Source organism: Polaromonas sp. AER18D-145 (genome assembly GCF_002379095.1).
Taxonomy (GTDB): domain Bacteria; phylum Pseudomonadota; class Gammaproteobacteria; order Burkholderiales; family Burkholderiaceae_C; genus Polaromonas.
In genome coordinates, this window is record NZ_NBZV01000037.1 from 24,340 (window position 1) to 46,670 (window position 22,331).

Below are 22,331 nucleotides of genomic sequence, written 5' to 3' on the forward strand. Positions count from 1 at the left end.
CGTGAAGAGGTTCTTAGGGAACCACCAACACGTCGCGCAAGGTGTGGTGCAGCACGTGCTGGGCGGTGCTGCTCAGGAAGAGCGCCTCAAGCGCACCCTGGCCGTGGTGGCCCACCGCCACGCAGTCGGCGGGAAGCATTTGCGCCTGTTCGATGAGGGCCCGTGCCGGCAGGGCGTTGACCACTTCGGCCGCCACCGGATGCTGCGCAGCCCCGGTCAGTTCCCGTGCCAGCCGGTCCATTTGCTGCACCGTTTCGGTGTGCATGGACTCACGCAGCACCCGCGCCTGCTCCTTCGTCACGTCGCCCAGTCGCAGGGCGTGATCCAGCGCCGGGTCCATCGCCATGAGCAGGTGGTGCTGCGATTCCGGGAACAGGGCGACGGCGGTAAACGCAGCACGCATGGACACTTCACGCAAATCGACGGCCGTGAGTACCTTGCCGTAGGGGTGGGACGGGGTCAAACGCACGACGAGCACCGGACAGGCCGGCGAGCGGACGACTTTTGACGTGGTACTGCCCACGCCCGGCACGGCGGGGTCGGCACGTGACGCAATCACGACGAGCGAGGTCGCATGGGCCGCCACATAAGCCTTGATCGCGCTGTCCGGGTCGCCGATGTTGAAGCGGGCTTCCACCTGAAGCCCGGTCCGTTCGGCCAGCGCTGCCGCCAGGGCGGTCAGGCGCTGCTGCATGCGCACATCCGCAGGCGGGTCCATGGTCAGGCACTTGGCGTCGAAAACGCCCTTCAGGCTGTGCCAGGCGCTCACCTCGAACGCATGCAGCAAGCGCAGCGGTGCGCCGTGCGCCAGGGCGATTTGCACAGCGCGCTCGACGGCTGCATCCGAGCCGGGTGAAAAATCGGTGGCAGCCACAATGCTGTGAATCGTCGTCATGGTCAAAATTCTCCTGGAAGGTGAAGCGCTGCTGTCACCTCGTGAGACGACGTGTGGCGACGGTGCTTGTGCTGATGCTGAATCATTTCCAGGCAGCACGCTTGACCTGCATCAATCTGTACGAACCCCGGCGTTGATCGGGCGGCAGATTTCATCACCACAGAAGTACATGGAGCGGCAGGACCTGCCATGCCGCCTGCGCGAAATGTCACGCTCCCCACACACCACTGACAAGGACCAGGGTCACCAGCAAGGGCACGGCGTAGCGCAAACTGACGTGCCAGAGTTTGCCCGCGAGGCTGTTGTCCAGGTCGCTGGCCGCCATCGCATCGCGACGCGGCCAGATCCAGCCCAGGAACAGCGCGATCAACAGGCCGTTCAGGGGCCGCAGAATGTCGGCCGTGATGAAGTCCATCAAGTCGAGAATTCCCCGACCGCCCGTCGTTGTCAGGCCGGCCCAGGGGCCGTACCCCAGCGAAGCGGGGATACCCAGGGCGAAGATGAGGCTTCCGAATCCCAGGCTGGCAAGCGGGCGTGACCAGCCGAAGCGTTGCATGGCGAAGGCCACCGGCACTTCGAGCAGTGACACCGCCGAGGTCAGGGCCGCGATGGCCAGCAGGGCGAAGAAGGCGGCTCCGACCCACGCCCCCCCGGGCATCTGGGAAAAAACCTCAGGCAGCACCACAAAAGCGAGGGCGGGACCCTGGGCCGGGTTCAGTCCGAAGCTGAAGACGGCAGGAAAAATGATCAACCCGGCCGTGACGGCGAACAGCGTGTCGCCCAAGGCGATGGTGAGCACGGCGCCAGGCAACCGGCGCTTGGGGGGCAGGTAGCTGCCGTAGGTGATCATCACCCCCATGGCCAGTCCCATCGAGAAAAATGCCTGGCCGAGCGCAGCCAGATAGACCTTGGGTTGCGTCAGCGCCGTCCAGTCGGGGCTGAACAGAAAGGCCAGGCCGCGCTGGAAGCCGGGCAGGGTGGCGCTGTGGACGGCCAGTGCCAGCAGCAGCAAGCCCAGGGCCGGCATCAGGAGTTTGCTGACAGCCTCAATGCCACGCTCAATGCCACCGGCGACGACGGCAACCGTCAGCGCCATGACGGCAAGCTGCCAGACCAGCGGTTCGACCGGCTGCGCAATGAAGCTGCGAAACCCGCCGGCGAAACCTGCCACTGCGAATTCCCGCGCGCTGCCACCGAGGTACAGCGAGAAATATTTCAGGACCCAGCCGGCGATCACCGCGTAGTAGGCCAGGATCATGCTGGCGACAAACACGCCCAACAGCCCCACGCGCCTCCATCGCGAGTCGGGCGCCAGCATTTCCATGGCCGCCGCACCTTCGCGCTGGGTACTGCGGCCCAGGGCGAATTCCCCCAGCAGCAAGGGCACACCGACGAGAAGCACCATCACGACATAGACGAGAAGAAACGCACCGCCGCCGTTTTCTCCCGCTACGTAGGAGAAGCGCCAGACGTTGCCGATTCCCACGGACCCGAGCGTCGCCAGCAGGAAGCCCATGCCGGGGCCCCAGTGTTCACGATCCTTCTGTTGGCTGGTTTGTTTTGCATCGAGCTGGTCCCGGTTTCGCGCCGTGCAGGTTTGTGTGAATGAAGCCGCAATGTATCAGGACACTATACGTGCCAATGTCATGGAGCATCCTTCAGGGGGCTGGCTTCCCCGGAGCGCCAGAAACACCGCGTACGCCGGTCCGTCGGCCGTGAAGGGGCCGCGCTGGCGACTGGCCGGATTTGTGGGCCTGCATTGATAAATCGCAAATTTCTTTTTCAGCGGCTGCCCACAATGGAAACATCTGTTATTTACTGGGGACGGCAATGCAGGTTCCGGTTCATATCCAGTTTCGCGGCCTGGCGCCTTCCAACGCGCTGGAGACCCGTGCACGCGAGCATGCCCACCGACTGGAGACGTTTGCACCAGACATCATGAGCTGCCGGGTTGCCATCGAGCTGGCGCAAAAGCACCAGCACCAGGGGCGGCCTTACAGCGTGCACATCGACCTCACGCTGCCCGGCCATGAACTCGTGGCGAACCGGGTCCAGGATGAGGATGTGTATGTCGCCTTGCGGGACGCCTTCGACAACATGAAGCGCCAGATCGAAGACGTGGTGCGCCAGCGCAGGGGGCATGAAAAGCAGCATGCCGTGCCCTTGCATGGCGAGGTGGTGCGCCTGGACGGTGAGGGCGGCTTCGGCTTCATCCGCACCCCCGATGGCAACGAGTATTACTTCAGCCGCGACAACGTGGCCGGCACGCCTTTTGAACACATGCAGACCGGCAGCGCCGTGCAGTTTCTTCCAGAGGCCGGCAGCCAGGGCTTGCAGGCCAGGCGCGTGAGCCTGGGCAAACACGGCATGGGTTGAGCGGCCAATGTGCATTGACAGGCATTGACAGGCATTGACAGGCATTGACAGGATGTGACACGTCTGGGCAATCGGGAGAAAAAACATGGGTGAACGTCTGACGACAGGAGAAATCTGCACTCGCAGTGTGACCATCGCTTTCCGGACGACCTCCGTCGACGGGGCGGCACGCCTGATGCGGGACAACCATGTCGGCTGCCTCGTGGTGGTCGATGAGGTGGAAGGCCGGCGCATCGTGGTGGGTGTGCTCACCGACCGTGACATCGTGACCGCCGTGGTCGCGCCAGGACTCGATGCCGCGACCTTGACCGTTGACGGCGTGATGACCACCGATCTGGTCACCGCGCGCGAGGACGACTCGCTCATCGACCTGATGCGCGGCATGCGCCGCAAGGGGGTGCGCCGCGTTCCGGTCGTGGGCGGGCAGGACGAACTGATCGGTGTGGTGACACTCGACGATGTGCTCGGCGTCCTGTCCGAGGAGCTGAGCCTGCTGATGGGCACCGTCGACAGCGAAGGCAAACGCGAACGCAAGATGAGGCAATAGGCCCATCACCACCTGAGTTGCCAACTGCCGTCGGCCTGCAGTTCCACCCCTGTGCCTGATTCCCGGCCCCCGGATTCCAGCAGCGATTGCAGGTGATGCCGCGCCGCGGCGTCTGCATGCCTGAGCTGCAGGCGGCGCAACTGCATGGGCACGATGTCGAACCTCTGCAGCGCGCCACTCGCGCGTGAGAGCTGCGCAAAATACAGGCACACGGCACTGGCGTCAAAACCCTCCTCGAACGAGATGCCTTCATAGTCGTTGATGAGGTCGCCGCAGCCATACAGAATGAGTCGCCCGCGGTAAACCTCGACAGGCCGTGGATGGTGCGACGAGTGACCGTGGATCACATCGGCTGCGCCCAGGTCGATCAGGCGCCGCGCAAAGCGGCGGTGCAGCCGGGGCACCTCGGCGCCCCAATTCCCGCCCCAATGCAGCGAGACCACAACCAGGTCCCCGGCCCGGCGCTGCTGCGCCACCTGTGCGGCGACCCGCTGCGCGCTGGCCTCGTCCCACGCGGGCAGCAGGGCGACGCCGGCGCTGTCCGCGGCGCTGCCCGCGGCACTGCCAGGTTTGGCGGCCCAGTCCGACGGCACGCCGCTGTCTGGCGCCGCCCAGGCATACACCAGCAGGCGTGCGTGTTCACCAATAGGCCAGGCGGCGGGTGTGCAGGCGGCCTCCAGATGGCTGCCGGCGCCTGCTGTGTGGATGCCGGCCTGCTGCAGGGTGTGCAGGGTCTGGGCCAGTCCGGCCCGCCCCCAGTCCAGCACATGGTTGTTGGCCAGCACGCAGCCGTCGATGCGCGCGGCGGTGAGACAGCCGATGTTGGCCGGATGCATGCGGTAGTGAATGCCCTTGCCGGGCCAGGGCTTGCTGGCCGTGGTGATCGCCGTCTCCAGATTGACGATGCGCAGCGCGGGCTGGCGCCGTTCGATCTCGGCCAGGGCGTCGCCCCAGATATAGTCCGGCGCCACCGGGGCCGGTACCGGCCCGCTGACACCTTCGGCCAGCCGCACGTAGTCGCGTGCGTCGTGCACCCAGCTCTCGTACAGCACCGGCGCAACGGTGTGCGCCTGGATCTGGTCGATGCCGCGCCCGGTCATCACGTCGCCGGCGAGCCAGAGGGTGAGCAGGTCCTGGCTGGCACCCATGCCGCGCACGCCGATGTCGGCGCCGTGCTCGAAGTGTTCCCAATGGTTGTCCATGGTGTCGATGGCGGTGGCAGAGGAAGGCGGGGTGTGCTCTGGCCTTCATTTATGCGCCTGGGCGTCGAAGTCGGGTTTGACCATCCGCAAAAGGGGTGTGATCCGCAGCGCGCTGTTTGCCGCCCTGTCCGCAGTGCCAGGTAAAAAAACTGCCGGCTTGATCTTTGTCAACGCAGGCTGGGCGGCCTCTTCAACAATGGCTGGTTTGATCGGTACAACCTGCGGCCGCCTGTGGCGCGCCGGCACCCGGGGAGGGAACTGGGCTATGCTGCTTTTTTCGCTGGACTCCGATGCCACCTTTGCGCACGCATTGGCGGCCGCCCTGGCCGTGCCGCTGGCGCCTCACGAAGACCGGAGCTTCGAGGACGGCGAGCACAAGCTCAGGCCCCTGGTGGACCCGCGCGGCCGGGATGCCTATGTGATTCACAGCCTGCATGGCGGACCGGTGGACAGCCCGCATGACAAGCTCTGCCATCTGCTGCTGTTCATGGCCACCCTGCGCGAGCATGGCGCGGCGCGGGTAACGGCGGTGGTGCCCTACCTGGCCTATGCCCGCAAGGACCGGCAGACCAAGCCGTTTGACCCGGTCACCCTGCGTTATGTCGCCCAGTTGTTCGATGCGGTCGGCACGGCGCAGCTGATCGTGCTCGAGGCCCACAACGTGGCGGCCTTCCAGAACGCCTTTCGCTGTACCACCCTGCACCTGGAAGCACACCGGGTTTTTGACGACCTGGTGCCCCAACTGGTTGGTGAAGGGCCGCTGGCCGTGGCTTCACCGGACCCCGGCGGCGTGAAGCGGGCGCAGCTGTGGCGCGAGTCGCTGGAGCAAGCCTTGCAGCGGCCGGTCGGCTTTGCCATGGTGGACAAGCGCCGCAGCGCCGGCGTGGTCAGCAGCGACAACCTGGTGGCCGGTGATGTGAATGGCAGCACCGTGCTGCTGCTCGATGACCTGATTGCCAGTGGCGAGACCATGAACCGTGCGGCCGTGGCCTTGCGCCATGCGGGCGCGCGCGAGGTGCTGGCGTTTGCGGCGCACGGCCTCTTCACGGGCCAGGCGGGCGAGGTGCTGGGGGATGACAGCATCGCGAGCATCGTCGTGACCGACAGCGTGCCGGCCTTTCGCCTGTCGCCGGCGGCCGCGGTACGCAGCAAGCTGCATGTGGTGTCCACCGTGCCGCTGTTTGCACGGGCCATTAGCGCGACCCATGCGGCATGGCAGCGATGACGGGCGCGCGGCCTGCCGGCCCGGCGAGGGCGTCCAGGGCGGCCATGGCGCCGGCGATGTACCGGCCAGCGCGCGGCGGCCACTGGTCGGGCAGGCGCGGCACCGGGTCGAGCAGATGCGCCATGGCCAGACGGGCGCGCACCAGGGCGCGGTAGGCGGTGTACAAGTGCATCAGCGCCGGGGGTGGGGCGTCCCCCAGGGCGGCGGCGCAGCCTGATGCGAGGCGCTGCCCAATCCACGGCGCGCCCGCCACTTCGCATTCCATGCCGAGGTAGGCGAGTTCATCAAAGGGATCGGCCTGGCGCAGCTGCGGGTTGAACTCCAGGCAGTCGATGACCACCGGGGGCTGGAGCAGGCACACGTGCTCGGGGCGCAGGTCGCCGTGCCCGTCGAGCACGCGCTGGCCGCACGCGCGTTCGCGCAGCAGGCCGGCACCCTGCGCCAGGGCCAGATCCAGCCGGTCAATCGCCAGCGCGGCATCGGGCAGTTGGAACTGCGGGCGCAGCAGCACCTCGCGGTTGGCGGCCTGTTCGTATTGGAAGCGGGCCAGGTAGTCGTCCGGGCTCAGTGCCATGACCGGTGCGCTGCGGTAGAACGTGGCCAGCACGGCGACCAGCGCGTCGATATCCTCAGGCGCGACACGCCCTTGCGTGATCAGCTGGTCCAGCATTCGGTCCCCGGGCAGGCGCCGCATGCAGACCAGCCAGTCGACGGTGTCACCAGGGCTGTTGGCAGGTGTCTGCAGGCGCGCTTCCGTTTCCGGCAGCAGTTCGAAGACGCCGTCGTGCCATTGCAGTGCCATCAGTCCCAGGTAGACGCCAGGGGCCAGGCGCCGATTCAGCCTGACTTCTTCGCGGCAATAAAACTCGCGAGCCTTCAGTGTGGTGAAGTCGAGGAAGGGAAAACGCACCGGTTTTTTGAGTTTGTAGACCCGGTCGCCGACCAGGAACACCCAGGACATATGGGTCTCGATGCATTGTGGACGCTGCGCGGCATCGCCGTAGGCCTCGGACCGTTGCAGGAATGTCAGCTTGTCCGCAAAGTCAGGCATCAATACAACCCCTGAAACTGACCCGCCAGCCTTTTCAGGGGCTGGCGGCTGTGGTGAGGACCCCGGGTCAGTGTGTCGGGCTGACTCGTCTGGGGACGTCCTCATCCGTCCCGGTGTAGCACACCGGAACTCGGATCGATCGCTCGACCCCCCCAGCTCCGTACCCCACCGGCTTCGCTGAGCAAAACCCGCAAGATACGTTTTCAATATAGTGTCCGGCGCGCCACCTGTCTTTGAGAAATGTCAAATCGACTTTAAAAAAAGGGCTTCGCAGGGGACAGGCAGCGGCGTTCACCGGCCCCGGTCAGCCCCGGTCATGCCGAGCGCCAGAAACGCAGCGGCACACAGGTCTGCAGCCGGTGCACGGCCTGCTCCATCAGTGCCCAGCGCCATCAGCTCGGCATAGGCCTGCTGGGCCAGCCGCGCCGGCACCACGGTGTCGAGCTGGCCATGCAGCAGGTGGATGGTGGTGAGGCCGGGTGCCTTGTCGGGCCAGGCCGCGTAAGGTCCCGAAAAGGCCAGCACCCGGCCGACCAGCCCGTCGTGCTGGTCGCTGAGCGCCAGCGCCATGGTGGCGCCCTGCGAAAAGCCGGCCAGCGCCGTGTCGGACTGCAGGATGCCGAAGCGCTCCTGCTGCTCGCGGATGAAGCGGGCCAGCGCCGGCACGGCCTGGGCCACACGTTCGGCCCGGTTCGCATCGGTCAGCTCGAAGGTCGGAAACCAGTGGCGCTCGGTCTTGCCGAGGTGGATGGCCTCGACACCTTCCGGCATCACGATGGCGGCCTCGGCAAAAGACTCACCGAGCAGGGTGGCCAGGTCCAGCATGTCCACGGCCGAACCGCCGGCGCCATGCAGCAGCACAAACAGCTGGCGCGGCGGGGTGGCGGGGTGGCAGGCAAGAGTTCCAGGGTTTCGAGGGGCGCGGCGTTCAGCGGGCGGGCATCTGGTTGTTCATGCGCAGGTGGGGCCGGGTGCGGGATTGACAAACTGCCGTCTGCAGGGCCGCGCCCTCTCAGCCGGTGATGCCTTCGCTGCTCAGGTGCAGCACGCGGTCGGCGCGCGCGGCCGCGGTTTCCGAGTGGGTGACCAGCACCAGCGCGGCGCCGTGTTCACGGGTTTGCGCCACCAGCGCGTCCATCACCCGGGCGGCGGTGGTGGGGTCGAGGTTGCCGGTCGGCTCGTCGGCCAGCAGCAGGCGGGGGCGGTGGATCAGGGCGCGCGCGATTGCCACGCGCTGCAGCTGTCCGCCCGAGAGCTGCTGCGGCAGGCGCTCGCCCAGGCCTGCGAGGCCGACGGCGGCCAGCATGGCCTGCACCCGCGCAGCGTCGTGCTGGCCGAGCAGCAACAGGGGCAGGGCGACGTTTTGCGCCACGTCCAGGTGCGGCAACACATGAAAGGCCTGGAAGACGAAGCCGACTTTTTCACGGCGCAGCAGGGCGCGCTGGTCGTCGCCGAGCGTGCCCAGGTCCACGCCATCGAGCGACACCGAACCCGCATCCCAGCTGTCCAGCCCGGCCATGCAGTTGAGCAGCGTCGATTTGCCGACACCCGACTCGCCGACGATGGCGACAAACTCGCCGGGTGCGACCTGCAGCGAGACGTTGTTGAACACCACGACGTCGCCGTAGTGTTTGCTGAGCTTGTCGACGATGAGGCTCATAAGGCTTGGCTCACCAGATGCTGCACCTGCTGCACCGCGTCTGCTGCGTCACAGGCGACCACCTGCCGCTGGGGCATGGAGCGCAGCCAGGTGATCTGGCGCTTGGCGAGCTGGCGCGTGGCGGCAATGCCCCGCTCGCGCAGTTCGCCCATGGGAAAGGCGCCGTCCATGGCCTCCCAGGCCTGGCGGTAACCGACGCAGCGCATGGACGGCAGGTCGGGGTGCAGGTCGCCGCGCGCCCGCAGGGCCCGCACCTCGTCCAGGAAACCGGCCGCGAGCATGGTTTCAAAGCGCTGGGCGATACGTTCGTGCAGCCAGGCGCGGTCTTGCGGTTCAAGGGAAATAAGGGTTCCAGCCCTTATAGAGCTTGCGCCGACAGCTACTTTTTCGATAGCAATCTTTTTATGGAAAGACGACAGCGGCAGCCCCGTCAGGCGGAACACCTCGAGCGCGCGGGAGATGCGCTGCGAGTCGTTGGGTGCCAGCCGCGCGGCTGTCACGGCATCCACCGCGGCCAGCTCCGCGTGCAGCGCGGGCCAGCCTTTTTCGCCAGCCTCGGCCAGCAGGGCGGCGCGAATCGCCGGATCGGCCTTGGGCATGTCGTCGAGCCCGTCGAACAAGGCCTTGAAATACAGCATGGTGCCGCCCACCAGCAGCGGCAGCTTGCCACGCGCCGTGATGTCGTCGATCAGGCGCGTGGCATCGGCGACGAACTCGGCCGCGCTGTAGGCCTGCAACGGGTCGCGGATGTTGATCAGGTGGTGCGGCACGGCGGCGAGTTCGGCCGGCGTCGGCTTGGCCGTGCCGATGTCCATGCCGCGGTAGACCAGCGCCGAATCGACGCTGATGATTTCCACCGGGTGGCGCTCGGCAATGGCGAAGGCCGCAGCGGTTTTCCCCGACGCCGTGGGCCCCGCCAGTCCAACATAGCGTGCCCCCACGCTTTTCACTGCGTGTAATGCGCTGCCCCCCGAGGGGGCGGAACTTGCTTGGGGCGGCCCGGCGCGGCGTTCGTCCGTCATGGGGTCAAGGTTTTGCAGGGGCCACATGGGCCGGCTCGCCATGGCGCTGTACCAGCGTCCAGGAAATCAGTGCGATGCAGACGCTCCAGAACAACACGCCGTAGGCCAGCGGATACACCGTGCCGTCCAGGTGGCTGCCGAGCCAGCCGCCCATGGCAAAGGCCGCCAGCATCATCAGAAAGCCGTTGAGCGCCGAGGCCGCGCCCGCCGCGCCCGGAAACGGCCCGACGGCGCCGCTCTGGCTGCAGGGCTGGTGTACGCCGTGCGCAAAGATGAAGAGGTAGTAAGGCAGCAGCAGGGCCCAGACGTTGTGGACACCGGCCCAGGCCAGCGCGCTGATCAGCAGGCCGCCGCTGAGGGTGAGCCCGCCGGCCATGGCCACCGAACGGCGCACGCCGAAGCGCGGCAGCAGCCGGCGGCACCAGAAGGTGCCCAGCACATAAACGAAGGACATCGAAAACATCACCAGGCCGTACTGTGTTTTGGACAGGCCCAGCACCTTGATGAAAACAAAGGACGAGGCCGCGAGAAAGGTGAACAGCCCGCCGTAGGAAGCCGTGGACAGCGCCGAGAAGGCAACAAAGGTCGGGTTGCGCACAATCGCCCACCAGGTGCGCACCAGCGTGGCCGGCTCCAGTGCGCGCGGGTTCTTGCGGACGATGCTTTCCTCGAAACGCAGGGCAATCATGGCGAGCGCCGCCGCGCCGAACACGGCCAGTGCCAGCAGCGCCACGCGCCAGTTGAAAACGTCGGACAGCAGGCCGCCCAGCGGCGCGCTCAGGCAGGCGATCACGCCGAGTCCGCTCAGGCCCCGGGACATGGCGCGTGCACCGGCCAGCGGCATGTAGAGGTCGCGCACGATGGCGCGCGCGCACATGACGGCCGCACCCATGGCCGCGCCCTGCACGATGCGCCAGGTGATCAGCAGCGCCATCGACGGCGCGAGCGCGGCGCCTATGGCCGCCAGCACGTAAGCGCCCAGGCCCCACAGCAGGATGGGCCGGCGCCCGAACCGGTCCGACAGCGGACCCCAGAAAAGCTGCGACACGCCGAACGCCAGCAGCAGCCCGGTGAGCGTGAGCTGGGCCTGCGCCATGGGTGCGGCAAAACCCTCGGTCAGCGCCGGCAGCGCCGGCAAATAAAGGTCGGTGGTGATGGGCTGGATGCCCAGCAGCAGGGACAGCACCAGCACAATCAGCGCGGGCGACATGGCTGGCGATTCGGCGGCCACCGCAGGGGCAACGGAGGCAGGAGCAGGGGGTGTAGCGGACATTGATCTGAGCGTATCAGATAGCCGCACGCCGGGTGGCCGCGTGGGGTGGGGAGCGTGCCGGCGCCGGCCTATTTCAGGCTGAACAGCTGCGCCAGCGCCTGGCGGTACTGCGCCTGGCCGACGGAGTTGGTGTTGTGGTGCGAGCCGCCCTCGACCAGCATGAACAGCTTGGGTTGCGCGGCGGCCTCGAACAGCTTGCGCCCGAGGTCGGGGGCGATCAGCCGGTCTTCACCGCCGTGCACCACCAGCAGCGGCGAGCCGATCTTGCCGACCTTGCGGGCGGCCTCGAAGCGCTGGGTGATCAGCAGCGACACCGGCATCCACCCCCATTTGGTGGTGCTGACCACGTCGGCAATCGAGGTGAAGGTGCCTTCGACAATCGTGCCGCTTTCGTCGTTGACCTCGGTGGCGAGGTGGATGGCGATCGGGCCGCCCAGCGAGTGGCCAAAGACATAACGGGGCCGGTCCGGGTATGTTCTGGCGAGCCAGTCCCAGGCGGCGCGGGCATCCTCGTAGGCGGATTCTTCCGAGGGCAGGGCCGCGCTGCTTTTGCCGAAGCCGCGGTAGTCCACGCCCAGCACCGAAAAGCCCAGTTCCTGCATGCGGCGCATGCGCGGGGCCGACCCGGTCACGTTGTAACGCGCGCCGTGCAGGTACAGAAGAATGGGGCCGCCAGGCTGGCCGGAAGGCAGCCACAGCCCGTGCAGGGTGGCCCGCTCGTCACCGGTGGCTTTGGCCTTGAAGCCGATCCAGACGTCGTCCATGCCTTCGGCCGCGGCCAGGCCACCGCTCCAGCTGCGGTCGCTGGGCTGGAAGATCCAGGCCCGCTGCCGCTCGTCGAGCGTGCTGCAACCGGCGAGAACGGCAATGCCAAGGGACAGGGCGGTGGCGGCGAGCAGGGTCCAGCGTTTCATAAGCATGACTGAGTGGCCAGAGAGGCAAAAAGTTCGCGTTGTCAGGAATTTTCCCCGGCAAGCAGGTTTCCTGCCATGTCTGTGGTGTGAAGCTGCGGCAAAGCCGCCAGCAACTGCGGGGTAAGCCCCTGCAACAGCGCTTCATCAAACCGTCACTTGCATGCACCATAGTGGGACCTTCATTCACGGAGACCACCCATGTATTCATTGCGCATCCTGGCGGCCGGTCTGGCCGCTGTCGGCCTCCTGGGCCTGGCCGCCTGTGCCGGCGGTACGACCGCTGCACCGGGCCGTTATCCGACCCTGGACGGCAAGGCGCCGCTGGTCATCGGCCACCGCGGCGCCAGCGGCTATCTGCCGGAACACACGCTGGAATCGTACAAGCGCGCCATCGAGTTGGGCGCCGACTTCATCGAGCCCGATGTGGTGGCGACCAAGGACGGCGAACTCGTGGTGCGGCACGAGCCCAACATCACGGCCACCACCGACGTGTCGACGCGGCCCGAGTTTGCCGGTCGCAAGACCACCCGGCAGGTCGATGGGGTGGCGGAAACCGGCTGGTTCACCACCGACCTGACGCTGGCCGAGATCAAGACCCTGCGCGCCAGACAGCCCATGGCGGAGCGCGATCAATCGCACAACGGGAAGTACACGATCCCGACCCTGCGCGAGGTGCTGGCGCTGGCGCGCAGCGAGGGCGCACGCGCCGGCCGCACGGTCGGCGTCTACCCCGAGACCAAACACCCGACTTACCACGTGAACGCCGGGTTGGCGCTGGAAGACCGCTTGCTCGCGCTGCTGGCCGAGTACGGCTACACCGCCAAGGACTCGCCGGTCATCGTGCAGTCGTTTGAAGTGGCCAACCTCAAGTACCTGCGCAGCAAGACCGCGCTGCGCCTGGTGCAGCTGATCGACGGCGATGGTGTGGATGCCCAGGGCCAGGTCACGCTCAAGCCGCCGTTCGACAAGCCTTACGACTTTGCCCTTGCCCGGGACAGCCGGACCTTTGCCGACCTGCTGACGCCCGCAGGGCTGAGGGACATCCGCAGCTACGCCGACGGCATCGGCCCCTGGAAGGCCTACCTGTTGCCGGCGCGGCAGGTGGACGCCAATGGCGACGGCAAGCCCGACGACCTCAATGGCGACGGCGTGATCGACGAGCGCGACCGCGTGCTGCTGCCGCCCACGCCGGTGGTCCGGGACGCACATGCTGCCGGCCTGTTCGTGCACCCGTTCACCTTCCGCAGCGAGGCCAAACGCCTGGTGTCCGACTACCGCGGCGATGCGGCCGCGGAGTACCGGAAGTTTTTCGAGATGGGCGTGGACGGCGTGTTCAGCGACTTTCCGGACACGGCCGTAGCCGCACGTCGCCGCTGAGGCTGCTTTGTGTCAGGTGCGGCCGTTTGCCCAGCTACCTGGCTTTAAGCGACTTGATTTCATTTATCTCGCGGTTGGGCGGTTGCACAAGCAAGGCGCTGTCCAGCCATTGCAGCAGGCGGTCGCCATACACGTGGCACTTCTTTCGTTCCAGCTTGGCTATGCAGCGCTCGCCCTCCAGCACAATCAATCCGCGCACGATGGATTCGCGCGTCGTGCCCAGGAGTTCGGCCAAGGCGGTGTGCGTGGGTAACTGGACGACGGGATTGCCCTGAACGTCGCTCAGGAGAAGCAGGGTGTAGGCGAGCTGCTTGACCAGCGTGCGCAGGCGCATGGCGGCCGACCAATCGGCTGCCAGCCCGAAGGAGCGTATGCAGTCGTTGATCAAATGCTCGCGAAACGCGTCAGCCCACTGGGTTTTCTCTTCCAGATGCCGAATGGAAAGTTCACAGTAGCGGCCCGCCGATACCGCCACCCCGGATACCTGGTTGTGCCGTCCAAAGCAGCCGTACATTCCAAATGCCGTTCCGCGGCCAGCGATGCCGATAGGGCGACGGCGGCCATCCTTGCCGATACGGTAACCAAACACGGTACCCACCTTGATGATTTTCACACTGGAGGCCATTTCTCCTTCCGGGGAAATTTCATCTCCACTGCGGAATGTGCTCTCGCTAACCAGGGATGAAGCAATGGCAAGGTTTTCGGGCACCAGTATTCCCACGATGCAGTTCGATCGGGTCGCGCAGGCCATGCAGTTGGTGCGGTCGGGCTGTCTGGTCGGGCTTTTTTTGGGGGGGGAGCTACTCATGGGGCCTTTTTCCGCAATCTAAATAGCTAAGTAGCCGACCCCGATGGCGTGTATTTGTAATTATTTTTACATCAATTTACCTTCGTGTTTGGATGATGCTGTTTCAAATGTGACCAATCCGACAGTTTGAAAGTTTTTTTGCCGCACGCGCGCTGACGTTGACGCTGATCGCGTTGCGTGCCGGATACAACGCGGGTCAGTGATCAGCTTGATGCTTCGCAGGAAACGCTTGATTGCTCACAGTGGCGTTCTTTTCTCCACCGGGCCACAGTCGATGAGCTCCGAAAAGTAAAGCTTTAGGTGTCAAATTACCATGTGCTTGAAAACCAATTAGCTATGAATTGAGATAAATCAAAAAGCTTTTTTTGAATCAGTGCAGAGGAATCTGTATCTCGTTGCGGACGCAGGTGCTTCGTAGAAATTGGAAACATGGTTATGACAACACGATCGCCTTTAAGCAATGCGCTTCACCAGGCAGCGAATCACGCCGTCCCCAGCCTGTTTCAGATTGATGGCTGCGGCAGCGTTTCGGTCTATCCGGAGCAGCGCTGCTATGTGACGGACATCCAGAACTGGGATGCGGCCTACCAGTCCCATCCCGAACAGATCACGATCAAGTCGGTAGCCTGGGGCCAGCCGCCAAGCGGCGCCTTGCCGCTGATGGAATTGCAGTGGCGTGCGGCCTACCACTGCGCGTTACAGAATCAACAGTCCGAGGTGGAAGTCAATGACCTGATCCGGCTTCGGTCCTGGCCCAACCTCACCAGGCTGCCGCTTGAGCTGGTGGCGCCAGTGACGCAGATTTGCGCGCTGTTGTGGCGCAAGCCTGCGGTTGGATTCCTGATCCCGCGGGTGCTCGATGCCGATGCAATACAGGTTCGCGCCTTGCTGGAAGTTCTGCAAGGCTTTGGTCATATCAAGGTGTCCAGGACGGCGCTGGGTCTACAGCCTGTGGCATCTCCAGACGCCGGAGAAGACTCGCTGTACACCGGGGATTCGCAGGGTGGGTACATGGCCCAGCCTGCCGGCACGCTGGTCGGCAAGTTATGGCGCCGGCTGGTCGGCCATTGAAAGGCATTGGCATGGAATGGGCAATCCTTTTTGTGGGGCCGGTAGGCGCGGGCAAGACGCAGGCCATACGGACCATCAGCGACATCGACGTCGTCGATACCGAGGCTGATGCGACTGACGAGACCGCGCTGCTCAAGCAAAACACCACAGTGGCCATGGACATGGGTGTGATGCTGCTGGGCGCGCATGACAAGGTGCGGCTTTATGGGGCACCCGGGCAGGACCGCTTCGACTTCATGTGGGACATTCTTCTGGAGCAGTCCAGGGGAGTGGTTTTGTTCATCGATCACAGCCGCCCGAATCCCGTGGGCGATCTCGCGCATTACATGGAGCAACTGACCCGGCGCATGGAGGGCCGGGTTCTTCCTGTGGTCATCGGCGTGACCCACACAGACATGGGCGGACCAGCCAATCTCGATGTCTATCGCGATTTTCTGGGGGAGCCTGCTTCGATCACTCGCCGACAAGCCGTCCCCGTGCTGGAGACCGATGCCCGCAACCTGCACGACGTGAAAACGCTGCTCTTGGCACTGACCTCCATGCTGGACATGAATGAGCGCTTCCCCGCGCGGTCATCGGCTGGCAGGGGGCTGCATGCTTGATCCCGGCATTCTCGAACTGGTGGACTATGGTGTGGCGTTTGGTGACCGCGTGGTTCTGCGCTCTGTCAGTTTTTCGATGCCGGTGCGGGGCTGCACGGTGTTGCTCGGGCCTTCGGGAACCGGGAAGTCCACACTGCTGCGCACCCTGGCGGCCTGCAACCACCCCAACCCCGCGCTGCGTACCTGGGGCACGGCGCACTACAAGGCGCGGCCCTGCACGGCGGACCATCACCCGGCCCTGATGATGCAGCGTTCCAGGCTGCTGGTGTCGAATGTTCTCGAAAACCTCGTGTGTGAACTTCCCGGCCGTTCATCACTGACCCGCTCGATGCAGGTGGAGATGGTGGCAGAGATGCTCACCCGCTATGGCCAGAACCGCTTGCTCGACGCCTTGTCCCAGAAGGTGATAGAGCGCAGTCCCGGCGAGCAGCGCGTGGTTTCCCTGCTGCGCATGCTGATGGCCGATCCCGCGCTTTTGATGGTCGATGAACCGACCACCGAACTCGATGCGGATGCCGCCGAGTCGGTGCTCGGGCTGCTCGAGCAGCTGTCCACCGAACGCGCCGTTCTTGTCGTGCTGCACCACCTGCAGCAAGCCAAGCGGCTGGCCGGGCAAGTCGTGCTGCTGGCCAACGGCGTGGTCGAAGAGGCTGCGCCAGGTGAGGGCTTCTTCTCTGCACCGCGCAGCGAGTGCGCCAAGGCGTTTTTGCGCACAGGATCCTGCCCCGAGTTTGATGGCGCGGCGCTGATGGCTCAGGCCGAGCCTGCTCCGGTCGAGCCGGCCTTCACCGAAGTGCCGCCAGCGCTACACCCCCGCAGCGCGGCCTATGGCCCGCGTGGCTTTCTCTGGCTCCTGCCTGGCCATCTCGCGGGGACGCCCTGGCCCGGTGTGGTGCAGGACGTTCGTTATGACCTCGAGGCCTTGCGCTCTGTGGGCGTCACGCGCCTCATCACGCTCACCGAGACGCCCTTCGACGCCGCGCTTGCGGGCGGGTATGGCATCGCCTGCACTTTCAGTCCGATGCCGGACATGGCGCCACCTACGCTGTCACAAGGCCTTGACCTGTGCCGGCAGATCGACGCCTGCATCACGCGGGGCGAGGTGGTCGCCGTGCACTGCCGTGCCGGACTGGGGCGCACCGGGACCGTGCTCGCCGCCTACTGGTTGTGGCGCGCCGCCGGACGCATTGATGCACCGAAGGCGCTGGAGGATGTGCGCCGCATTCACGCGGGCTGGGTTCAGTCCAGCGCGCAGGTTGAATTTCTGGAGAAGTTTGCACTGGTCGTTGCAAACGCGGATTCCGAGCTGGATTCCGTCGGCGACCCGAGCCCGGCGCGAGACGTCGCCGGGCTCGCCATCAACTGTTAAACGTCAAACCACTCACAAGGAAAATTTGTAATGAGCTTAGATAATGCGCTTCAGAAGGCCGTGACGACCGTGCCCGAATGTGTGGCCGCCGGGTATATTGATCTTTCGTCCGGCATGCTGTTGGGCATCAAGTCGGTCGACTCCCATCCCAGCCAGGTCATCGAACTGCTCGCAGCCGCGACCGCCGACCTGTTTCAGGGGCCGAACGTGCAGGCGATTGAGAAACTGTTCAGGTCTGCCCGTGGCGTGCCGGAGAACGGCCAGCACTACTTTCAGGAAATCATTGTCAACAGCGACAACCTGATCCACGTCTTCCTGCGCGGCAAGAAGCAGGAACAAGTGGCGACTTTCGTCTGCCGCAAGGGTGCCAACCTGGGCATGGTGCTCACCAAGGCCCGCTCCATCATGGTTGAACTCGAAGCTTCCTTTTAATTCGGGCCGCAGCCTGCGGACCTGACCGAGACACCCGCGCCGCAAAACTGCGGCGCAGTTCGAGGACCCCAAGTCATGACGATGGATGCCAATAAATCCCCCGCGGAACAGTTCGCGCACAAGGCCCGTGGGCAGTTGCGGACCCTGCGCGCAGCTTCCGACTGTGTCAGTTCCTGCGCACTGGTGAGTTACGACGGACTGGTGGTTGCGGCCGTGCTTGCCGATGGTGTTGACGTCGATCGTTTCGGCGCCATGTGCGCGTCGCTGCTGGCGCTGTCCACCCGCGCCGCCAAGGAGGTGGAGCGCGGCGTGTTGCGCCAGATCATTCTGGATGGGGAGCACGGGCCCGTGCTGCTCACGCGGGCCGGGGCCAGTGGGGTGCTCGCGGTCGCGGCCGATCCCACCAGGAGCCTTGGAAAACTGATTCTGGACACCCGGACGACGGCCAGTGCGCTGGCCAGCCTGCAACTGGGCGGAATGGCGGCATGACTGAAGCTGTTCCTGTCCATATCGACGGCGTCGAGTTGACGCTGCGCGTGAACGAAAATCTTCTCGATGCCTGTCAGCGCAGCGCGATCGAGCTGCCGTTTTCCTGCCGTGCCGGCAGCTGTCACACCTGTCTGCTGCGCTGCACCGAGGGTGTGGTGCCCGAGCAGGCGCAGCGCGGGCTCAGCCCCTCACTGCGCAGCCTGGGCTATCTGCTGGCATGTCAGTGCCAGCCAACGAGTCCCATGACACTGACACGTCCCAGTCAGTCCGACATGGTGACCTCGTGCCAACTGCTGACATCTGCGGGGACCGACGCATCCTTCCGATTCATGCAATTCGAAACCACCCGGCTGCTGACCTGCCAGCCGGGTCAGCGCCTGCTGCTGGTGACCGACGCGGAGCCCGCCCCTTTGATCGAGGTCACGGCGACCTGTCCCGAGACGCACACGGTCGATGCGCTCATGCATTGCCCGCCGGGCGGCACCTTCCCGTCCTGGCTGGATGCAGCCGACGCCTTTGGCCAGGAGTTCGAAGTGCGCGGCCCGGTCGGCGGCGCGGGCGATGGTCTCGCGGGAAAGGCCGATGTGCCGGTGGAATCGCCAGCGCCAGCGCCTGACCCGGCGCTCTGGACAGAGCTCGAGGGCGGTGCCACCGTCAGGGCCGTGCTCGAGGATTTTTACGACCAGGTTTACGAGGATCCGCTGCTGGTCCCGTTTTTTCACAAGGCGACCAAGGACCGCTCCATAGACAAACAATATTCCTTTCTCAAGCAGCTGATGACAGGTGAGCGAGTCTATTTCGGCGACCGGCCGCGCAACTCCCACCACTGGATGGTGATTTCGAATGAGCTTTTCGACTACCGGCAGGCGCTCATGGTCCGCACCCTGGAAAAGCATGGCCTGACTGCGCTGCAGATCGCGCGCTGGACACGCCTGGAGCTGCATTACCGGCGCGATATCGTCAAGTCCGCGGCGTGGCCGCGCCATGTGAATGGGGTGGACCTGCCGCTTGACGGCTACGCCCATGAAACACTTTCGGCCGGCACCTTGTGCGACCACTGCGGGGCCGCGATCGACGCCGGCACCCTGGTGAAATACCATGTGCGTCTGGGCCATATCAGTTGCCCAGACTGCGTTTCAGGCGAACCGCAGGTGCTTGTCAGCAGCGACGGCGCATGTGATGCAGCCGCCTGAAACGCTTCGCTTCATCAAGGTCACAGCGACAGGTGTGCTGCATTGGCTGGCGCAGCCTGACGCAGGGCCGGAGCGCGCGGTGATCGAATGCCTGCTGTCCATGGATGGCCGGCGTCCGGTCAATTTGCGCGCCATGAGCGCCAGCCTGTCCTGGCCCATGGCACAACTGGCCAGGGTGCTTTTTGCCCTGAATCGCTCACAGGGGATTCAGGTTGGCCTGGATGCCCCTCAGCGAGATGAATCTGGTGGCTACGCGCTGGCCGGCCTGGACGACGATCTGCAGACGCTGGCCGGCAACGGCCAGCGCGCATTGCTGGCCAGCAACGACGGACTTTGCCTGGCGGCCATTGGATGGTCTGATGAAGAAGCTGAGCAGATGGCCGGCAGGCTTGCTCCTGAGAGCGGGCAGGCAAACACCGCATCAGTGCTGACCTGGTTTTTTGCGCGCGAGCGCGTGGTGCTCTGCGCCGACGCAGGTGTCGATCAGCGTGATCCCGCCTGGGTCGGCGTGGCGCGCCGGCTGTTGCGGGCCTGTGGCCCCCTGGGGCTTGAACCCGGGCTCGCCTGATGGCGTCGGATGAATTCCTCGCGGCATGGGCTCGCCTGAATGAGGACTGCCCGCAGGTTCAGGGGGCCGTTCTGGCCACCCGCGAGGGGCTGCTGCTGGCTGCGAGCGGATGCCTTCAAGACGAAGCGTCGGCGGCCAGCGCTGCCGATCTGGCCGAGCGTGTGGACCAGAATCTGTCTCTCATGGTTTCGACGCAGTGTTCCGAGCTTCTGATCTGGGCCGCGCCCTCGGTCTGGTACCTGACACGGCTGGCAGTGCCGTGCGTGCTGATGGTCTGCGCGGCGCCGGCATGTCGCACGGGCGCGCTGCGGCTGGCCGGACAAAACGTCGCCCGCCAACTGTCGCAGCTGCTCGTTCAGGCCGAGCTCAGCGCCCGCGAAGAAAGAGACTGTCCAGCTCCCTGATCGTGAGCTGGCGCCAGGTCGGGCGGCCGTGGTTGCACTGGTCGGAACGGTCGGTCGCTTCCATCTGGCGCAGCAGGCCGTTCATTTCGTCGATGGTGAGTTTGCGGTTGGCGCGCACCGCGCCGTGGCAGGCCATGGTCGAGAGCAACTCGTTTTGTGCGCGCTGGATCACCGTGCTGGCGTCGTGCTGCGCCAGCTCGGCCAGCACGCTGCGCGCCAGCTCCACCGCATCGCCCTGGGCCAGGCTGGTTGGCACCGCACGTACCGCCAGGGTGCGCGGCGAAAAGGGCGTGATTTCCAGGCCCAGGGCTTTCAGGGTGTCGGTATGCGCCTCGGCGGCGGCGACTTCCTGCGGCGTGGCGGCAAAAGTGGCCGGAATCAGCAAGGGCTGGCTGGCAATGCTGGCGCTGTCGAGCTGGCTTTTCAGCCGCTCATAGACGATGCGCTCGTGGGCGGCGTGCATGTCCACAATCACCAGGCCCTGGATGTTTTCAGCCAGGATGTAGATGCCCTGCAGCTGGGCGACGGCGCGGCCCAGCGGCCAGTCGCCGGGCGGCAGGTCGGTGTTTTCCGTTTGCCCTGAGCCTGTCGAAGGGCTGTCCGGTGACGCAGCGTGCGCCTCCGTGGCCATGCCACCCGGCGTGTCTTGCGGCCTGACGGGCCACATCGCCTCAAAGTCGGAGACACGCGGATCCTGCCGGTAAGTCTGGTTCGCTCCAAAATTGATAGCTGGCTGCGCCCAGGGGGAAAGGGCTGGAGGCTGATTTGATTCAAAGTTTGGTGCGGGCGTGCCGCTGGCCGCGGCCAAGGCCGCCGCAGCCGCCCGCGGCGCCGCCAGGGCGTTCTCGACCGCGTGCCGCACCGCCTGGTGCACTTCGCGGCTGTCACGAAAACGCACCTCGATCTTGGTCGGGTGCACATTGACGTCCACCCGCGTCGGGTCCATGGTGACGTAGAGTGCGTAGACCGGCTGGCGGTGGCCGTGCAGCACGTCCTCGTAGGCGCTGCGTGCGGCGTGGGTCATCACCTTGTCTCGCACATAACGGCCGTTGACGTAGGCAAACTGCTGGTCGGCCCGCGAACGTGCCGCGTCCGGAATGCCGGCGCGGCCGGTCACGCGCAGTGCGCCCGCGCTGTAGTCCACCGCCACGCTCTGGTCCAGCAGTTCGCTGCCCAGCACATCGGCCAGGCGCTGGTCGTGGGCGGTCTCGCCGCTGCAGGCGCGCCACTGTTCGACGAGTTTGCCCTCGTGCCAGATCGCAAAGCCCACATCGGGCCGCACCAGCGCGTGGCGGCGCACGGCTTCAATGCAGTGCGCCAACTCGGTGGCGTCGGTTTTCAGGAACTTGCGGCGCGCCGGCGTGGCATAAAACAGCTCGCGCACCTCCACCGTCGTGCCGCGCGCGCGCGCGGCCGGTGTCAGTTCGCCGGAGCGGCCGTCGAGCTGCCAGGCGTGCGCCGCGTCGCCGCTGGCCGAGGCCTCGGAACTGCGCGACAGCAGGCTCATGTCGGCAATCGAATTGATGGCGGCCAGCGCCTCGCCGCGAAAACCCATGGTGCCCACGGATTCGAGGTCCTGCAGCGAGGCGATCTTGCTGGTGGCGTGGCGGCGCAGCGCAATCGCCAGCTCCTCGCGCGGGATGCCCAGGCCGTCGTCCTCGACCGAAATCAGCCGCACGCCGCCGGCCAGCAGCCGCACCGTGACCTGCCGCGCGCCGGCGTCCAGCGCGTTGTCGACCAGTTCGCGCACCACCGACGCCGGGCGTTCCACCACCTCGCCGGCCGCAATCTGGCTGACGAGTTCGTCGGGCAGTTCGCGGATGGGGCGGCGTGGCGGCGGGAAGGAGGAGAGG

General features: G+C 65.6%; 22 protein-coding genes and 1 pseudogene. 12 read left to right on the forward strand and 11 right to left on the reverse strand.

The window, feature by feature from the left end; translation table 11 throughout:
- Positions 1-13 precede the first annotated feature (13 nt).
- Both B7G52_RS16940 and B7G52_RS16945 read right to left on the reverse strand, forming a co-directional pair.
- Positions 14-895 carry a universal stress protein gene (locus tag B7G52_RS16940; RefSeq protein ID WP_096698721.1) on the reverse strand — a complete coding sequence of 294 codons (882 nt, stop codon included), beginning with the start codon at positions 893-895 and terminating at the stop codon, positions 14-16.
- Positions 896-1,103: 208 nt separating this feature from the next.
- Positions 1,104-2,513: a sodium-dependent transporter gene (locus tag B7G52_RS16945; protein WP_256387733.1), complete on the reverse strand. Its 1,410-nt coding sequence runs from the start codon at positions 2,511-2,513 to the stop codon at positions 1,104-1,106.
- Between the two features lie 212 nt (positions 2,514-2,725).
- On the opposite strand from B7G52_RS16945, the gene B7G52_RS16950 reads away from it, so the two are divergent.
- Positions 2,726-3,271, forward strand: coding sequence for an HPF/RaiA family ribosome-associated protein (locus B7G52_RS16950; RefSeq protein WP_096698723.1), 546 nt, complete (start codon positions 2,726-2,728; stop codon positions 3,269-3,271).
- Positions 3,272-3,356: 85 nt separating this feature from the next.
- The gene (locus B7G52_RS16955; RefSeq protein ID WP_096698724.1) at positions 3,357-3,818 is read left to right on the forward strand and encodes a CBS domain-containing protein; all 462 of its coding nucleotides are present in this window, start codon (positions 3,357-3,359) and stop codon (positions 3,816-3,818) included.
- 5 nt (positions 3,819-3,823) lie between these two features.
- Here B7G52_RS16955 and B7G52_RS16960 read toward each other — a convergent pair whose 3' ends face one another.
- Positions 3,824-5,020 carry a CapA family protein gene (locus B7G52_RS16960; RefSeq protein ID WP_240523504.1) on the reverse strand — a complete coding sequence of 399 codons (1,197 nt, stop codon included), beginning with the start codon at positions 5,018-5,020 and terminating at the stop codon, positions 3,824-3,826.
- A gap of 265 nt (positions 5,021-5,285) precedes the next feature.
- On the opposite strand from B7G52_RS16960, the gene B7G52_RS16965 reads away from it, so the two are divergent.
- Positions 5,286-6,245 carry a ribose-phosphate pyrophosphokinase gene (locus B7G52_RS16965; RefSeq protein WP_096698738.1) on the forward strand — a complete coding sequence of 320 codons (960 nt, stop codon included), beginning with the start codon at positions 5,286-5,288 and terminating at the stop codon, positions 6,243-6,245.
- Here B7G52_RS16965 and B7G52_RS16970 read toward each other — a convergent pair.
- The 6 genes and pseudogenes from B7G52_RS16970 to B7G52_RS16995 form a co-directional block, all read right to left on the reverse strand.
- Positions 6,214-7,296 carry a hypothetical protein gene (locus B7G52_RS16970; RefSeq protein ID WP_205853077.1) on the reverse strand — a complete coding sequence of 361 codons (1,083 nt, stop codon included), beginning with the start codon at positions 7,294-7,296 and terminating at the stop codon, positions 6,214-6,216. The genes B7G52_RS16965 and B7G52_RS16970 overlap by 32 nt on opposite strands.
- Before the next feature lie 314 nt (positions 7,297-7,610).
- Positions 7,611-8,228, reverse strand: a pseudogene (gene ypfH / locus B7G52_RS16975) (esterase).
- Positions 8,229-8,308: 80 nt separating this feature from the next.
- The gene (locus B7G52_RS16980) at positions 8,309-8,956 is read right to left on the reverse strand and encodes an ABC transporter ATP-binding protein (protein WP_096698725.1); all 648 of its coding nucleotides are present in this window, start codon (positions 8,954-8,956) and stop codon (positions 8,309-8,311) included.
- The gene (gene miaA / locus B7G52_RS16985; protein WP_096698726.1) at positions 8,953-9,978 is read right to left on the reverse strand and encodes a tRNA (adenosine(37)-N6)-dimethylallyltransferase MiaA; all 1,026 of its coding nucleotides are present in this window, start codon (positions 9,976-9,978) and stop codon (positions 8,953-8,955) included. The genes B7G52_RS16980 and miaA overlap by 4 nt, the downstream gene beginning before the upstream one ends.
- A 4-nt stretch (positions 9,979-9,982) precedes the next feature.
- Positions 9,983-11,251: a multidrug effflux MFS transporter gene (locus tag B7G52_RS16990; protein ID WP_096698727.1), complete on the reverse strand. Its 1,269-nt coding sequence runs from the start codon at positions 11,249-11,251 to the stop codon at positions 9,983-9,985.
- A 68-nt stretch (positions 11,252-11,319) separates the two neighbouring features.
- Positions 11,320-12,165, reverse strand: coding sequence for an alpha/beta hydrolase (locus B7G52_RS16995; RefSeq protein WP_096698740.1), 846 nt, complete (start codon positions 12,163-12,165; stop codon positions 11,320-11,322).
- Positions 12,166-12,363: 198 nt separating this feature from the next.
- Between B7G52_RS16995 and B7G52_RS17000 the strand changes: the two genes are divergently transcribed.
- On the forward strand, positions 12,364-13,542 hold the full coding sequence (locus tag B7G52_RS17000) for a glycerophosphodiester phosphodiesterase (protein WP_096698728.1): 1,179 nt from the start codon (positions 12,364-12,366) through the stop codon (positions 13,540-13,542).
- Positions 13,543-13,576: 34 nt separating this feature from the next.
- On the opposite strand, the gene B7G52_RS17005 is transcribed toward B7G52_RS17000, so the two are convergent.
- Positions 13,577-14,350, reverse strand: a complete 774-nt coding sequence (locus tag B7G52_RS17005) for a Crp/Fnr family transcriptional regulator (protein ID WP_141397482.1) — start codon at positions 14,348-14,350, stop codon at positions 13,577-13,579.
- Between the two features lie 435 nt (positions 14,351-14,785).
- On the opposite strand from B7G52_RS17005, the gene B7G52_RS17010 reads away from it, so the two are divergent.
- The 8 genes from B7G52_RS17010 (at position 14,786) to B7G52_RS17045 (ending at position 20,478) form a co-directional block, all read left to right on the forward strand.
- Positions 14,786-15,421: a hypothetical protein gene (locus tag B7G52_RS17010; RefSeq protein ID WP_096698730.1), complete on the forward strand. Its 636-nt coding sequence runs from the start codon at positions 14,786-14,788 to the stop codon at positions 15,419-15,421.
- A gap of 11 nt (positions 15,422-15,432) precedes the next feature.
- Positions 15,433-16,023 carry an ATP/GTP-binding protein gene (locus tag B7G52_RS17015; protein ID WP_141397483.1) on the forward strand — a complete coding sequence of 197 codons (591 nt, stop codon included), beginning with the start codon at positions 15,433-15,435 and terminating at the stop codon, positions 16,021-16,023.
- The gene (locus B7G52_RS17020; protein WP_170954794.1) at positions 16,016-17,392 is read left to right on the forward strand and encodes an ATP-binding cassette domain-containing protein; all 1,377 of its coding nucleotides are present in this window, start codon (positions 16,016-16,018) and stop codon (positions 17,390-17,392) included. Before B7G52_RS17015 ends, B7G52_RS17020 begins: the two co-directional genes overlap by 8 nt.
- Positions 17,393-17,422: 30 nt before the next feature.
- Complete coding sequence (locus tag B7G52_RS17025; protein ID WP_096698732.1) at positions 17,423-17,824, forward strand: hypothetical protein; 402 nt, start codon at positions 17,423-17,425, stop codon at positions 17,822-17,824.
- Positions 17,825-17,899: 75 nt separating this feature from the next.
- Positions 17,900-18,313 (forward strand): roadblock/LC7 domain-containing protein, encoded by a 414-nt coding sequence (locus tag B7G52_RS17030; protein ID WP_240523505.1) that lies wholly within the window; start codon positions 17,900-17,902, stop codon positions 18,311-18,313.
- The gene (locus tag B7G52_RS17035; protein ID WP_096698733.1) at positions 18,310-19,506 is read left to right on the forward strand and encodes a 2Fe-2S iron-sulfur cluster-binding protein; all 1,197 of its coding nucleotides are present in this window, start codon (positions 18,310-18,312) and stop codon (positions 19,504-19,506) included. Before B7G52_RS17030 ends, B7G52_RS17035 begins: the two co-directional genes overlap by 4 nt.
- Positions 19,493-20,074 carry a hypothetical protein gene (locus B7G52_RS17040; protein WP_096698734.1) on the forward strand — a complete coding sequence of 194 codons (582 nt, stop codon included), beginning with the start codon at positions 19,493-19,495 and terminating at the stop codon, positions 20,072-20,074. The genes B7G52_RS17035 and B7G52_RS17040 overlap by 14 nt, the downstream gene beginning before the upstream one ends.
- On the forward strand, positions 20,074-20,478 hold the full coding sequence (locus tag B7G52_RS17045) for a hypothetical protein (RefSeq protein WP_096698735.1): 405 nt from the start codon (positions 20,074-20,076) through the stop codon (positions 20,476-20,478). Before B7G52_RS17040 ends, B7G52_RS17045 begins: the two co-directional genes overlap by 1 nt.
- Here B7G52_RS17045 and mutL read toward each other — a convergent pair.
- The coding region (mutL, locus tag B7G52_RS17050; protein WP_371329032.1) for a DNA mismatch repair endonuclease MutL at positions 20,441-22,331 on the reverse strand (1,891 nt) is incomplete at its 5' end. The two genes, B7G52_RS17045 and mutL, sit on opposite strands and share 38 nt — an antisense overlap.

Bases quoted from the DNA above. Each gene is read 5' to 3' on its own strand.
- B7G52_RS16970 (WP_205853077.1), bottom strand. From the start codon at position 7,296: ATGCCTGACTTTGCGGACAAGCTGACATTCCTGCAACGGTCCGAGGCC.
- B7G52_RS17000 (WP_096698728.1), top strand. From the start codon at position 12,364: ATGTATTCATTGCGCATCCTGGCGGCCGGTCTGGCCGCTGTCGGCCTC.
- B7G52_RS16960 (WP_240523504.1), bottom strand. From the start codon at position 5,020: ATGGACAACCATTGGGAACACTTCGAGCACGGCGCCGACATCGGCGTG.
- B7G52_RS16980 (WP_096698725.1), bottom strand. From the start codon at position 8,956: ATGAGCCTCATCGTCGACAAGCTCAGCAAACACTACGGCGACGTCGTG.
- B7G52_RS16990 (WP_096698727.1), bottom strand. From the start codon at position 11,251: ATGTCCGCTACACCCCCTGCTCCTGCCTCCGTTGCCCCTGCGGTGGCC.
- B7G52_RS17040 (WP_096698734.1), top strand. From the start codon at position 19,493: ATGCAGCCGCCTGAAACGCTTCGCTTCATCAAGGTCACAGCGACAGGT.
- B7G52_RS16950 (WP_096698723.1), top strand. From the start codon at position 2,726: ATGCAGGTTCCGGTTCATATCCAGTTTCGCGGCCTGGCGCCTTCCAAC.
- B7G52_RS17035 (WP_096698733.1), top strand. From the start codon at position 18,310: ATGACTGAAGCTGTTCCTGTCCATATCGACGGCGTCGAGTTGACGCTG.
- B7G52_RS17010 (WP_096698730.1), top strand. From the start codon at position 14,786: ATGACAACACGATCGCCTTTAAGCAATGCGCTTCACCAGGCAGCGAAT.
- B7G52_RS16995 (WP_096698740.1), bottom strand. From the start codon at position 12,165: ATGAAACGCTGGACCCTGCTCGCCGCCACCGCCCTGTCCCTTGGCATT.
- miaA (WP_096698726.1), bottom strand. From the start codon at position 9,978: ATGACGGACGAACGCCGCGCCGGGCCGCCCCAAGCAAGTTCCGCCCCC.
- B7G52_RS17025 (WP_096698732.1), top strand. From the start codon at position 17,423: ATGAGCTTAGATAATGCGCTTCAGAAGGCCGTGACGACCGTGCCCGAA.
- B7G52_RS17030 (WP_240523505.1), top strand. From the start codon at position 17,900: ATGACGATGGATGCCAATAAATCCCCCGCGGAACAGTTCGCGCACAAG.
- B7G52_RS16940 (WP_096698721.1), bottom strand. From the start codon at position 895: ATGACGACGATTCACAGCATTGTGGCTGCCACCGATTTTTCACCCGGC.
- B7G52_RS16965 (WP_096698738.1), top strand. From the start codon at position 5,286: ATGCTGCTTTTTTCGCTGGACTCCGATGCCACCTTTGCGCACGCATTG.
- B7G52_RS17020 (WP_170954794.1), top strand. From the start codon at position 16,016: ATGCTTGATCCCGGCATTCTCGAACTGGTGGACTATGGTGTGGCGTTT.
- B7G52_RS17005 (WP_141397482.1), bottom strand. From the start codon at position 14,350: ATGAGTAGCTCCCCCCCCAAAAAAAGCCCGACCAGACAGCCCGACCGC.
- B7G52_RS17015 (WP_141397483.1), top strand. From the start codon at position 15,433: ATGGAATGGGCAATCCTTTTTGTGGGGCCGGTAGGCGCGGGCAAGACG.
- B7G52_RS16955 (WP_096698724.1), top strand. From the start codon at position 3,357: ATGGGTGAACGTCTGACGACAGGAGAAATCTGCACTCGCAGTGTGACC.
- B7G52_RS17045 (WP_096698735.1), top strand. From the start codon at position 20,074: ATGGCGTCGGATGAATTCCTCGCGGCATGGGCTCGCCTGAATGAGGAC.